At 59.9% G+C, this 12,783-nt stretch carries 10 protein-coding genes and 1 pseudogene; 3 read left to right on the forward strand and 8 right to left on the reverse strand.

The features are described 5' to 3' along the window. Nucleotides 1-49: 49 nt before the first annotated feature. The 6 genes and pseudogenes from AACY42_RS18095 to AACY42_RS18120 form a co-directional block, all read right to left on the reverse strand. Nucleotides 50-310 (reverse strand): annotated as a pseudogene (locus tag AACY42_RS18095) (hypothetical protein); the annotation flags it as partial. A gap of 252 nt (nt 311-562) precedes the next feature. Further along, complete coding sequence (locus AACY42_RS18100) at nt 563-1,330, reverse strand: hypothetical protein (RefSeq protein WP_339481384.1); 768 nt, start codon at nt 1,328-1,330, stop codon at nt 563-565. A 515-nt stretch (nt 1,331-1,845) separates the two neighbouring features. Next, nucleotides 1,846-2,607 carry an L-cystine ABC transporter ATP-binding protein TcyN gene (gene tcyN / locus AACY42_RS18105; protein ID WP_339481385.1) on the reverse strand — a complete coding sequence of 254 codons (762 nt, stop codon included), beginning with the start codon at nt 2,605-2,607 and terminating at the stop codon, nt 1,846-1,848. A 3-nt stretch (nt 2,608-2,610) separates the two neighbouring features. Next, entirely contained in the window at nt 2,611-3,276 is a 666-nt protein-coding gene (gene tcyL, locus AACY42_RS18110) for a cystine ABC transporter permease (protein ID WP_339481387.1), read from the reverse strand. Continuing rightward, complete coding sequence (gene tcyJ / locus AACY42_RS18115) at nt 3,276-4,076, reverse strand: cystine ABC transporter substrate-binding protein (protein WP_339481388.1); 801 nt, start codon at nt 4,074-4,076, stop codon at nt 3,276-3,278. The genes tcyL and tcyJ overlap by 1 nt, the downstream gene beginning before the upstream one ends. A 310-nt stretch (nt 4,077-4,386) precedes the next feature. Next, nucleotides 4,387-5,379 (reverse strand): D-cysteine desulfhydrase, encoded by a 993-nt coding sequence (locus AACY42_RS18120; protein WP_339481389.1) that lies wholly within the window; start codon nt 5,377-5,379, stop codon nt 4,387-4,389. Nucleotides 5,380-5,781: 402 nt separating this feature from the next. On the opposite strand from AACY42_RS18120, the gene betT reads away from it, so the two are divergent. Continuing rightward, nucleotides 5,782-7,743: a choline transporter BetT gene (gene betT / locus AACY42_RS18125; protein WP_339481460.1), complete on the forward strand. Its 1,962-nt coding sequence runs from the start codon at nt 5,782-5,784 to the stop codon at nt 7,741-7,743. A 118-nt stretch (nt 7,744-7,861) separates the two neighbouring features. Here betT and AACY42_RS18130 read toward each other — a convergent pair whose 3' ends face one another. Continuing rightward, entirely contained in the window at nt 7,862-8,602 is a 741-nt protein-coding gene (locus tag AACY42_RS18130) for an SDR family oxidoreductase (protein WP_339481390.1), read from the reverse strand. 116 nt (nt 8,603-8,718) lie between these two features. On the opposite strand from AACY42_RS18130, the gene AACY42_RS18135 reads away from it, so the two are divergent. After that, the gene (locus tag AACY42_RS18135; protein ID WP_339481392.1) at nt 8,719-9,609 is read left to right on the forward strand and encodes a LysR family transcriptional regulator; all 891 of its coding nucleotides are present in this window, start codon (nt 8,719-8,721) and stop codon (nt 9,607-9,609) included. 262 nt (nt 9,610-9,871) lie between these two features. After that, complete coding sequence (gene mgrA / locus AACY42_RS18140) at nt 9,872-10,909, forward strand: L-glyceraldehyde 3-phosphate reductase (protein WP_339481394.1); 1,038 nt, start codon at nt 9,872-9,874, stop codon at nt 10,907-10,909. A 162-nt stretch (nt 10,910-11,071) separates the two neighbouring features. Here the strand turns inward: mgrA and gshA are convergent, their stop codons facing one another. Beyond that, the gene (gene gshA / locus AACY42_RS18145) at nt 11,072-12,655 is read right to left on the reverse strand and encodes a glutamate--cysteine ligase (RefSeq protein ID WP_339481395.1); all 1,584 of its coding nucleotides are present in this window, start codon (nt 12,653-12,655) and stop codon (nt 11,072-11,074) included. Between the last annotated feature and the right edge of the window lie 128 nt (nt 12,656-12,783).

Genomic DNA, 12,783 nt, shown 5'->3' on the forward strand with positions numbered 1-12,783 from the left:
GTGGGCTTAGGTGGGGAGCGTCAGCCGACTATACCGCAAGATCCTTGGTCTACCGGTGGGTCGAGCCCGTGTGTTGTTGGGGTAGATGGGCCAGTGCGTGAAACAGCTTTTCGCGCAGGGTGCCGTTGTCGTATTCGGTTTTGTACGAGCCGCGTCGTTGCAACTCGGGAATCACCAGGTCGATGACGTCCACGTACTGGGAAAAATCGATTCCCGTCGATGCGGCAAAATGCGCCACGCCGGCCTCGGCGCTGGCGTAGCTCAGGTACTCGGCATGCTTGGCCCAGGCAGCCGTTTCGGCCACGGCAATCTAGGCAGGGCCTTGGCGTATTGCACTGGAGTGATCGTGTTCCGTTCCATACCCACCTCACATCTCAAGAAAACGCCGCGTTGAATGCGGCGAGCGAAAATCGAGAATGTCCGGTGATCCGGTCTATATACCTTAAACGCGTTTATATTATTTTTTGAACTAACTTTTAGGACTGCGGCTAGCGGGCTTTTGCCGGGTGATGTTGTAGCGAGGGGATTTATCCCCACGCGACAAAAAGCTTCTTTAGGGTATTCACGTTCGGTGACGTGACTCGGCCGCCAGGAGGGGTTCTTTCGGCGGGTTGTTCAGATACGGATTGGCGCAACCGATCTTCAACGTCCGTGGCGGTGCCCAGTGGGAGTTGTTGCCCACACGGTCGAGGATGCAATAGGTCACTTCCAGGCGCAGGTCTTCTCCTGCCTCCAGGATGATCTGCGGCGGGACCCAGATATGGATTGGCTGGCCGACGTCGCTGGCGGTAACGGCAGGCAGGTCCATGCGCACATCGCCCCAGCGCAGGGTCACGGCATCACCGGCGGCCATGTTCAGGTAGGGTTCGATGGTCAGTGGTACGCCGCGCTTGATCTGGTTGGGGTTCACCCCTTGGCGTCGGATCGTGTCGGGAATGCGCACTGGGGCCAGGCTTTGGTTTTCATCGCCGCTCAGGGGCGACGGCTGCCCGCCAGGGCAATCGAGCTTTGCGTGTACCCGTTGCTTGGCGGATAGCGCCGGCCCACGCCCGACCTGCATCACCCGATAGTGGATGCGCGAAGTCCCATCGACGATGAAACTCTCCGGGACCCGCAGGGTGACGCGGTCTTGCGCATCGGCGTGCGACAGCAAGCGCGAGCCGACGTAGCAGTTGTCCCAGAACAGTTCGATCAGGTCGCCGGCGTCCATACCGGGGTAGGGCGCAATGGCAACCTCCAGGTGAGCGGCGTTGGCGATATTGATGCCGGTGGGGTGGGCGTTGGCCAAGGTGGGTGCAGCCAATTCGGAACTCTTCGACTTACATGTCATGGTGTTCTCCTTGATGCTTGAAAACGAAGTCCGTTTCGGGAAGATCAACGGCAACGACTAATTGCGAGATATCTTTATGTGTACAGTCATGTAGGCGGATTGTGCTTAATCACTGAGCAGAACATAAATAATGTGCATCGCCTGTTGGACACTAGATAAGGGCTCAATAGTTTCAGTGTCAATAGAGGCACTTGCTTAATAATTCAATGTTAAAGGCTTCAGAAATATCCTACGCACTCGTGTTAATAATGCGCGGCATCACAAGCCATTTTCCCAGGCTCGCAGGTTTTTGAAAAGTGCTCCGGAGAGCGTCTTAAGACTAAAAAAGGCAGGGGCTTGGGCTCAGAGGAAGTGTTACGAGAGGTAGGTCCATGCCGCACATAAAACGGTCGAGGATGTTGAGTGGGGCGCAAGTCGCACGTTGTTTCTTTGTGCTCAAATTTATGACGGTAGTGTCTTGAATGTGTTGTGGCGGCCTCACTTCCATCCTTGGAAGTGATGGCGCTCCCCATAACTTACTGGGTGCCGTGTCCGTCGGAGAGGAACTTGCTGAGGAACTGTCGCGTGCGTTCTTCCTTGGGTGCTGCAAACAAGGCCTTGGCTTCGCCTTGTTCGACGATCACGCCTTTGTCGAAGAACACCACGCGGTTGGCCACGTCTCGGGCGAAGCCCATTTCGTGGGTCACGATGACCATGGTGCGTTTTTCTTCGGCCAAGCCGCGAATGGTTGCCAGCACCTCGCCTACCAGCTCCGGATCGAGGGCCGAGGTCGGCTCGTCGAACAGGATGACCGCCGGCTCCATCGCCAACGCTCGGGCTATCGCCACGCGCTGTTGCTGACCGCCGGAAAGGCGCCGTGGATAGGCGTCCTCCTTGCCGGCCAAGCCGACCTTGGCCAAGAGCTTGCGCCCCAGGGCTTCGGCTTCGGCACGGGGAACTTTCTTCACCACTTGCGGGCCTTCAGTGACATTTTCCAAGGCGGTGCGATGGGGAAACAGGTTGAAGTTCTGGAACACGAAGCCCACCTGCTGGCGCAAGCGGCGCACCAGGCCCTGTTGCTGGTTTAGCGGGCGACTGCCATCGATCTCGATGTCGCCGACCTTGATCCGGCCGCTGGTAGGCTCTTCGAGGAAATTCAGGCAGCGCAGGAACGTCGTCTTGCCCGAGCCGCTGGGGCCGATGATCGCAACCACTTCGCCTTCTTCGATCTTCAAGTCGATGCCGTTGAGCACCACCTGACCCTTGAACTGCTTTGTCAGTTTTTCCACGACAATCATGGGTCAGGACTCCTGGTCATGCCGATTGACCCGGGCTTCCAGGACGTTCTGCAGGTGCGAGAGCACGCTGGCCAGAACCCAATAGATCAGCGCGGCGGCAAGGTACATGGTGAAGATTTCGAAGGTTCGCGCGGTGATCAACTGCGCCTGGCGGAACAGCTCCGGTACCTGGATGGTTGCCGCCAGCGCGGTGTCCTTGACCAGGGAAATGAAGCTGTTGCCCAGCGGTGGCAGGGCCGTGCGTGCCGCTTGCGGCAGGATGGCCCGGCGCAGGGTCTGGGCGCGGGTCATGCCGATGCTTGCCGCCGCTTCCCACTGGCCGCGCTCGATGGAGCTGATGGCGGCCCGCAGGATTTCACACGCGTAGGCGCCCATGTTCAGCGAGAAACCGATCAGGGCCGCCGGTAGCGGATCCAGCTCGATGCCCAGTTGCGGCAACCCGTAATAGATCACGAACAACTGCACCAGCAACGGCGTGCCGCGAAAGAACGACACGTAGATGCGGGCGATCCAGTTCACCAGTTTGAAGCGCGACAGGCGCATCAGCGCCAGGCCGAACCCCAGCAGCAAGCCGAAAAACATACCGCCCAGGCTGAGGATGACCGTGTAATACGCGCCCTTGAGCAGGAAGGGCGCGGAATCCAGTGCGAGTTGAAGAGCAGCTTCCATTATTGGGTAACGTCAGCGCTGAAGTATTTTTCCGAAAGCTCTTTCAGCGTACCGTCGGCGCGCAGTTTCTCGATCGCCTTGTTCACGGCTGCCAGCAACTCTGGCTCGCCCTTACGCAGGGCAATACCGGACTCCTGGCGCGAAAAGGCTTCGCTGGTCACCGTGGTGTCCTTGGCTTTCTTGGCGTATTCCAGTGCGGCCAGGCGGTCGATCAGGATGGTATCGATACGACCGACGCGCAGGTCCTGGAACTTGGTTGGGTCGTCATCGTAGGTTTTGACTTGGGCGCCCGGTACTTCTGCCTTGACCCACTGTTCGTAGTTGGTGCCAAGGCCCACGCCGACTTTTTTTCCGTCCAGGTCGGCGGCCTTCTTGATGTTCAGCTCGTCGGCTTTCTTGGTCAGTACCAGCGCTTGAATCCCGGAGACGGTGTACGGCTCGGAGAAATCGTACTTTTTCTTACGTTCCTCGGAGATGGTCACCTGGTTGACCACTGCGTCCAGACGCTTGGATTCCAGGGCCGCGAGAATGCCGGCCCAAGGGGTCGTTTGCAGTTTGACTTTCACCCCCAGTTCCTTGGCCAGGGCTTCGGAGAACTCCACTTCGAAGCCGGACAGTTTGCCGCTGTCATCAACGAAACTGAACGGTGGATACGTGCCTTCCAAGCCGATCTTGATTTCGCCGGTGTCCTTGATTTTCTGCAGTTGCTCACCGGCAACTGCTTGCCCCAACAGCCCGGCGCTCAATGCCAGGCCCAGCGAACCTAGCAACAGGTTGCGACGTAATGCGGAAAAATTCATGACAAGCCCCTGTGTTTTCTTATGAAGAGGTTATTTTGGCTGAGCGACGGCGTAGCCGCGATCCGAAAAGATTGCCACATCCTGCCTTAAAGCAGCTTGGGCGTCTTGCGGCAAATGCGCCTGCGGCGAGACTATAGGATGGCTTTTATAGATTGGAAAATAATATTAAATCATCCACATATTCCAAAATCCAATGGGTTCTCCTGTGGGAGCGAGCTTGCTCGCGAGGGTCTGTCAGCCAAATTGATCGTGGCTGATCCACCGCTATCGCGAGCAGGCTCACGCCCATATAGAGGTTCCCCCCGACATCTCAGAACGCCGCATTATAGGCAAACAACGCCGGTGCGCCGCCGGTGTGCAGGAAGATGATCGGGCCATCGTCGAAACGGTCACGACCCATGCCGTCGAGCAGGCCGGCCATGGCCTTGCCGGTGTAGACCGGATCGAGCAGCAGGCCTTCCTGGCTGGCCAGCAACTTGACCGCCGCCAGTGTCCCGGCGTTCGGTTCACCGTAGCGGGGGGCGAAATATTCGTCCCACAGGTTCACTTTGAACGCTTCTGGAAGGGCGACTTCGAGCAACGCTGCGGTGCGCTCGGCCAGGCCCTGGACCTTCGGAAACTGGTCCTCCTCGCTGCGCGAAACCGTGACGCCGATGACAGGCAGCGCCGGCAGGGCTTCACTCAGCGCCAGCGCCAAGCCACTGTGGGTGCCGGCACTGCCGGAGGCCAGTACCACGGCGGCGAATTCAATTCCGGTGTCCTTGATCTGCTCGGCCAGTTCCAGGCCGGCGCGCACATAACCCAGCGCGCCCAAGGCGTTCGAACCACCTATTGGCACCAGATAGGGTTTTTTCCCGTTGCTGCGCAGGCGACCGGCCAGGGCTTGTAGCTGCTCATCGGCGTTGTCCAGGTGGTCCACTAACTCGACCTTGGCGTCGAACAACTCCATCAGCAGCCGGTTGCCGTTGCCCAGGTAATTGCTATCTTCGGTGCCGATGGGGTTTTCCAGCAAGGCCACGCAGCCCAGGCCCAGTTTCGCGGCCAGGGCTGCGGTCTGGCGCACATGGTTGGACTGGATCGCCCCGGCGGTGATGAGGGTATCGGCGCCTTGGGCGATGGCGTCGGCGGCCAGGTATTCGAGCTTGCGCAGTTTGTTGCCACCCATGGCCAAGGGCGTCAGGTCGTCACGCTTGATATAGATGTCCCGGCCGAGCCAGGTGGAGAGGCGGTCAAGTTTTTCCAGCGGTGTCGGATGGCCGAGCAGGTCGAGACGGTTAAAGCGAGACAGCTGTTCTTTGATCATGGGTCCGTACTGGTTGTAGGCGATGCCTGGACTATAGGCACGCCGATATTCAGGGGCAACCGGCATGTTTTTGTTTGAGCGTGGATCTGGCGACACGTCGTCGGTTTGCCCTGTACTTGATCTGGGGGAGCGGGCTTGGCGCTAATGAACGAATGCCTTCCAGGCAACGTCATACCCTCCCGTAGGTTGGTGTAGCAAGCGTGCTATCAAGCCCTGCGATTGGTCCTTAGCTAGCTATTTATGTTTAACTTGAACGTTCATTCAAGTTAAACCGTCGGTTTGCTGCCCGCTCACAACAGGAGGCTTGCCTTTGCCGAGTCCATTTTCGACCACCCGGATTCTTTTTCCCGAGGTGCTGGTTTCATGAGTACCTCGCCCCTTCCATCCAGCGGCCTGGTCCGTATGAACCCGCCGGTCTTTTACTTCGCCGCGACCTTTATCTTGTTGTTCGGCCTGGTGGTGATTGCCATGCCCGCCCAGGCCGGCGCCTGGTTGTTGGCGGCGCAGAACTGGGCGGCCAATACGGTCGGCTGGTACTACCTGTTGGCGATGACGCTGTATCTGGTCTTCGTGGTGGTCACCGCCTTGTCCGGCTACGGTAAGATCAAGCTCGGTGCCGACCACGACGAACCCGAATTCAGTTACCTGTCCTGGGCCGGCATGCTGTTCGCCGCCGGCATCAGTATCACCCTGTTTTTCTTCTGCGTGTCCGAGCCACTGACCCACATGGTCCAGCCGCCCCAGGGCGAGGCTGGTACCGCCGAGGCGGCGCGCCAGGCCATGCAGATCCTGTTCTTGCACTGGGGGCTGCACGGCTGGGGTGTTTTCGCGTTCGTCGGTATGGCCCTGGCGTACTTCGCCTACCGGCACAATTTGCCGCTGGCCCTGCGTTCGGCGCTGTATCCGCTGATCGGCAAGCGCATCAACGGCCCCATCGGTTACGCCGTGGACGGCTTCGGCATAATCGCCACGGTGTTTGGCCTCGGCGCGGACATGGGCTTTGGTGTGCTGCACCTCAATTCCGGGCTCGACTACCTGTTCGGCATCGCCCATACCCAGTGGATTCAGGTCGGCCTGATCGTGCTGATGATGGGCTCGGCGATCATTGTGGCGGTGGCCGGTGTCGACAAGGGCGTGCGGGTCATGTCCGATATCAACATGCTGCTGGCCTGCGCATTGTTACTGTTCGTGCTGTTCGCCGGGCCCACCCAGCATTTACTCAACACCTTGATCCAGAACATCGGCGATTACCTCGGCGCCCTGCCGATGAAGAGCTTTGACCTGTACGCCTACAATGAACCTAGCGACTGGCTGGGCGGCTGGACGGTGTTTTACTGGGCCTGGTGGATCGCGTGGTCGCCGTTCGTGGGGCTGTTCATCGCACGGATTTCCCGTGGCCGCACCATCCGTGAGTTCGTGTTTGGCGTGCTGCTGATTCCCCTGGGTTTCACCTTGGCGTGGATGTCGATCTTCGGCAACAGCGCCATCGACCAAGTGCTGAACCACGGCATGAGTGCCCTGGGCATGTCCGCTCTGGAAAACCCATCGATGAGCCTTTACCTGCTGCTGGAAACCTACCCCTGGAGCAAGACCGTCATCGCGGTCACTGTGTTCATCAGCTTCGTGTTCTTCGTCACGTCCGCCGACTCGGGCACCGTGGTGCTGTCGACGTTGTCGGCCAAGGGCGGCAACCCCGATGAGGACGGGCCGAAATGGCTGCGGGTGTTCTGGGGGGCGATGACGGCCTTGGTGACCAGTGCGTTGCTGTTCTCCGGCAGCATCGATGCCTTGAAGTCGGCGGTGGTGCTGACGTCCTTGCCGTTCTCGTTGATTCTGTTGCTGATGATGTGGGGACTGCACAAGGCGTTCTACCTGGAGTCGCAGAAGCAAATCGCGCAATTGCACTCCCTGGCGCCGGTGTCGGATTCACGCCGGGGCACGGGCGGCTGGCGCCAACGCTTAAGCCAGGCGGTGCATTTTCCGTCCCGTGATGAGGTGTACCGTTTCCTCAACACCACGGTGCGCCCGGCCATTGAAGAGGTGACGGCGGTGTTCGTCGAAAAAGGCCTGGCGGTGGTGACTCAGCCTGACCCGGCCAACGACAGTGTCAGCCTGGAGATCGGTCACGGCGAGCAGCATCCATTCATCTACCAGGTGCAGATGCGCGGCTACTTCACGCCGTCCTTCGCCCGGGGTGGTATGGGCTCCAAGGAACTCAACAACCGTCGTTACTACCGTGCCGAGGTGCACTTGAGCGAAGGCAGCCAGGATTACGACCTGGTGGGCTACACCAAGGAGCAAGTCATCAACGACATCCTCGACCAGTACGAGCGTCATCTGCAGTTCCTGCATTTGGTGCGCTGACCAACGTGCCACCGTGCCGACCCCATCGTGAGCAGGCTCGCTCCCACAAGGCAATCACGTAACCCTGTGGGAGCGAGCCTGCTCCGGGCGGAGCGGTTTGGTTGGCGACGAAGAAACCTCAGACCAGCCCACCGTTGGCCCGCAGGATCTGCCCGTTCACCCAGCCGGCAGCCGGGCTCACCAGGAATGCGATGATGCTGGCAATGTCTTGTGGCTGGCCGAGGCGTTCCAGGGGCGGCATCTTGGCGTAGTGCTGCACCTGCTCTTCACTCTTACCGTGCATGAACAGTTCGGTGGCGACGGGGCCGGGGGCCACGGCGTTGACCGTGATCTGCCGCCCGCGCAGTTCCTTGGCGAACACCTGGGTCAGGGATTCCACTGCGGCCTTGCTGGCGATGTACACCGAGTAGCCGGGCAGGTTCAGGCCCACGGTGCTACTGGAAAAGTTCACGATCCGGCCGCCGTCGTTCAAGCGGGTCGCGGCTTCGCGCAGGGTATTGAAGGTGCCACGGGTGTTGATGGCGAACGTCTGGTCGAACAGTTCGTCGCTGTGCTGCGCCAGAGGCATCACCTGGAGGATACCGGCGTTGTTGATCAACACATCGACCTTGCCCAGTTGCGCTTCGGTTTCATCGAACAGCCTACGGACATCGGCGGCAGAGGACACGTCGGCCTTCACCGCTATGGCCTGGTGGCCGGCCTGGCGCAATTGCACCACCCACTTGGACGCCTCACTGGCGCTGTTGGCGTAGTTGATGACGACGGCGAAACCTTCGCTGGCCAGTTGCTTGGCGATTTCGGCACCGATGCCGCGGGACGCGCCGGTGATGATGGCAACTTTGGATGTTTGAGTCGGCATAGTTGAGTCCTCTTGAAGTGGGTGAGGCCAGGCTCACATGTTTACTCTCGGCGATAAATGCCGGAAAGTTGCCTTGACTGTTCAACAATCGCTAACAATAAAGGCGCCGGTTTCAGATGGATCAAGTCAAAGCGATGAAGGTGTTCGTGCGCATCTACGAGCGAAGCAGTTTCACCCTGGCCGCCGAAGACTTGAACATGCCACGGGCGACGATGACCCACACCCTCAATCAATTCGAAGCCTGGCTGGGTGTTCGCTTGTTGGAACGCAGCACCCGCAAAGTGCGCCCGACCCTCGATGGCGAAGCCTATTACCCACGCTGCGTGCAATTGCTGGCGGAACTTGAAGAAGCCGAACTGGCGTTTCGCGGCGTGGCGCCCAAAGGCAAGCTGAGGGTGGACTTGCACGGAACCCAGGCTCGGCACTTCGTGATACCGGCGTTGCCGCAATTCATGGCCCGCTATCCCGAAATAGACCTGTTCATCAGCGAGGCGGATCGTTTCGTCGATCTGATCGCCGAAGGCGTCGATTGCGTGCTGCGCTCCGGTGCGCTGGCGGATTCGTCATTGATCGGTCGACGTGTCGCCAATCTTCGGCAGATTACCTGTGCCAGTCCCGCTTACCTGCGCCAGTACGGTGAGCCGAAAAGCCTCGATGACTTGAAACATCACAGAGCGGTGAACTACGTCTCTCGGACCACCGCCAAACTGTATCCGTTTGAGTTCATGGTCGATGGCGAGCTCAAGGAGGTACCGATCGGGGGCTCGCTGTCGGTGTCCGGCGCCGAAATCTATGCCGCCTCGGCCATCGCCGGCCTGGGCTTGATCCAATGCCCGCATTACCGAATGGAAGAGCAGATCCAGCAGGGCCTGATCCAGGAAGTCCTCACCGCCACCCCACCGCCGTCCATGCCGGTGTCGGTGCTTTATCCGCACAACCGGCTCATGTCGCCGCGTGTGCGCGTGTTTGTGGATTGGTTGGCGGAGGCGTTTGCGCAGGCGCAATGACCGAGTGGTGATGGCGACGCATTGGCTGGAGAGTTGAGCCAGTCTTTTTCAGGGTGTGTGTTGTGTGTATCGAACTCATCTTTCGCAGCTAGAGTTTTCCGGCAGAGCTGCAAACACCCAGACGCCGATCTGCCCAGAGGCACGATCAATAGCATATTGAAACAGGCGGGCCTGAAATGAAGCCCATGACCGATTACGAAATCCCCGATGCGTCTGTGAAGTGTTAGCTTCTGCCACCAGCGTCCGAACAGAGAGCCTTTCGATGACCTACACCGCTGCGCAAAACCGCTACGAGTCCATTCCTTATCGCCGCGTCGGTCGCAGCGGGCTGGTGCTGCCGGCGCTGTCGCTGGGGTTGTGGCACAACTTTGGCGACAGCACGCCCATCGATACCCAGCGCGCCTTGCTGCGCACGGCGTTTGACCTGGGCATCAACCACTTCGACCTGGCAAACAACTACGGCCCTCCCTACGGCAGCGCCGAGATCAATTTCGGCCGGTTGCTGCGCGAAGATTTCAAGCAGTACCGCGATGAGTTGATCATCTCCAGCAAGGCCGGTTGGGACATGTGGCCGGGCCCCTACGGCCAGGGCGGTGGCTCGCGTAAATACGTGCTCGCCAGCCTCGACCAGAGCCTGCAACGCCTGGGGCTGGACTATGTGGATATCTTTTATTCCCACCGCTTCGACCCCGATACCCCACTGGAAGAAACCGCCAGCGCACTGGCCACTGCCGTACAGCAGGGGAAGGCGCTGTACATCGGCATTTCCTCGTATTCAGGGGTGAAAACCCGGGAAATGGCGACGCTGCTCAACGAGTGGAAAGTCCCGCTGCTGATTCACCAGCCGGCCTACAACCTGCTCAACCGCTGGGTGGAAACGGACCTGCTGGACGCCACCGACGAACTGGGCACCGGTGTGATCGCTTTCACGCCACTGGCCCAGGGCCTGTTGACCGATAAGTACCTCAAGGGTATTCCGGCCGATGCGCGGGTGAACCGTCCGGGCGGTGGCTCGCTGCAAGCCTCGCACCTGTCGGAGGAAAACATCGCCCATGTACGCGCCCTCAATGAGATCGCCCAGCGGCGCGGCCAAAGCCTGGCGCAAATGGCCTTGGCCTGGACCCTGCGCGATCCACGCGTGACCAGTGCGCTGATCGGCGCGAGCCGGCCGGAGCAAGTCATCGAGAACGTCGGGGCGTTGCAGAACCTGAGCTTCAGTGCTGAAGAACTGGCGCAGATCGATCGGTTTGCCCAGGAAGGCGGAATTAATCTTTGGGAGAAACCTTCGTCGGCTGAGTAACGCCCTACCGTGCCGGAACCGCGTAGGAGCTGTCGAGTGCAACGAGGCTGCGATCTTCCCCCAGCCACTTGAATCTCAAGCGAAAGATCAGAAGATCAAAAGATCGCAGCCTTCGGCAGCTCCTACAGTGCAGTCCAGCGAAGCGTCCTCGTCAAAGAGGGGTCAGTTGCTGATTGCCAGGATGCTCGCCTGATACGAACCCACGAACACGTCGAAGTCCCCCACTTCGTTCTGCTCCAGCTCAGTTTGCTGGACCAGTGACTCTCGGGCGGTTTTTTCGAATGCCGCCTGTGCCTGGGCGGGCAGAGGCTCGGCGCGGAAGAACTCAGCGTGGGCCTTGCTTTGGCGCAGGGAGAACTGGGAGAAGCTTTCCTGGTGCTTGGCCATGGCGGCCAGCACTTGGGCGGAGGGCGTGAGGGACGGATCACGGACTTTCGCCACTTGTGCATCCAGCGCCTGGCGGTGGGCATCGCCACCTTGGCTCTGATCGAGCAGCGAGGCCAGCGGCGCGATTTTTTCCAGCAATTCGACGGCCCAGGCCTGCATGTCCACTGACTGACCCTGATGCTGCAATTGCAGACCCGGCTTGCGGCCTTCCTTGACCACGGTCAGGAAGTTACTCGTGGCGTTGCTGCATTCGTTGTTTTCCAGCTGCGGGCTGTCATTAAGGCCGCAATACAGCAGGAACGCATCGAGGAACCGCGACTCGGTGAGGTCGATACCCATTGGCAGGAAAGGGTTGATGTCCAGGCAACGCACTTCGACGTACTGGATACCCCGGGCCATCAAGGCCTGGATCGGCCGCTCGCCGGTGTAGGTCACGCGTTTGGGGCGGATGTTGGAGTAGTACTCGTTTTCGATCTGCAGGATGTTGGTGTTGAGCTGCACCCACTCGCCGTTTTGGTGGGTGCCGGCTTCGACGTACGGCGCATAAGGTGTCGCCACCGCTTTGCGCAGGCTGTCGGTGTAGCTGGCCAGGTCGTTGTAGCAAGGCGTGAGGCCGGCCTGGGCGTTGCTCTGGTAACCCAGGTCGCTCATGCGCAGGCTGGTGGCGTAGGGCAGGTACAAGGTGTCCGGGTCCAGTTGTTCCAACTGGTGCGGGCGACCCCGCAGGAAACCGGCGTCCAGGGCCGGCGAGGCACCGAACAGGTACATCAGCAACCAGCTGTAGCGGCGGAAATTTCGGATCAGTGCGATGTAGGCCGACGACTGGAAGTCACGGTCGCTGGCCTCGATGCCCTCGGCCTGCCGGAGCAGGGGCCAGAGCTTTTCCGGCAGGGAAAAGTTGTAGTGGATCCCGGCAATGCATTGCATGCTCTTGCCGTAGCGCAGGGCCAGGCCCTGGCGATAGACGTACTTGAGCCGACCGATATTCGAGGTGCCGTAATACGCGATCGGGATGTCCTCTTCCGCCGGCAGTGGGCACGGCATCGAAGGGCTCCACAGGTACTCGTCGCCCAGTTTGCTGTAGGCAAACCGGTGGATCTTGTCGAGGCTGCTCAGGGTATCGGCCGGGTTGGCCAGGGCCGGTGTGATGAACTCCAGCAGCGACTCGGAATAGTCGGTAGTGATCTGTTCGTTGGTCAACGCCGAACCCAGGGCCTTGGGGTGCGGGGTCGGCGCCAAGTGCCCATTGCCGGTGACGCGCAGGCATTCACGCTCGATGCCGTGCAGGCACTGTTCGAGCAGAGAGAGGTTGGCGCGCTCGCCGAGCAGGGCCAGGCGGCGGTTTAAAAGGTCGCTCAAGTTGAATTCCTTCACGCGTCAGTCGCCCCAATATGGGGGTGGGCAAGACGGTCTACAAGGGTGAAGTTAAAACTGGCGTTTTCGCCTGGTTTTCATGCTGCCAAAGACAATCATCACACCCCCTGTGG

Source organism: Pseudomonas sp. RL_5y_Pfl2_73, assembly GCF_963970515.1.
In the GTDB taxonomy this organism is placed as follows: domain Bacteria; phylum Pseudomonadota; class Gammaproteobacteria; order Pseudomonadales; family Pseudomonadaceae; genus Aquipseudomonas.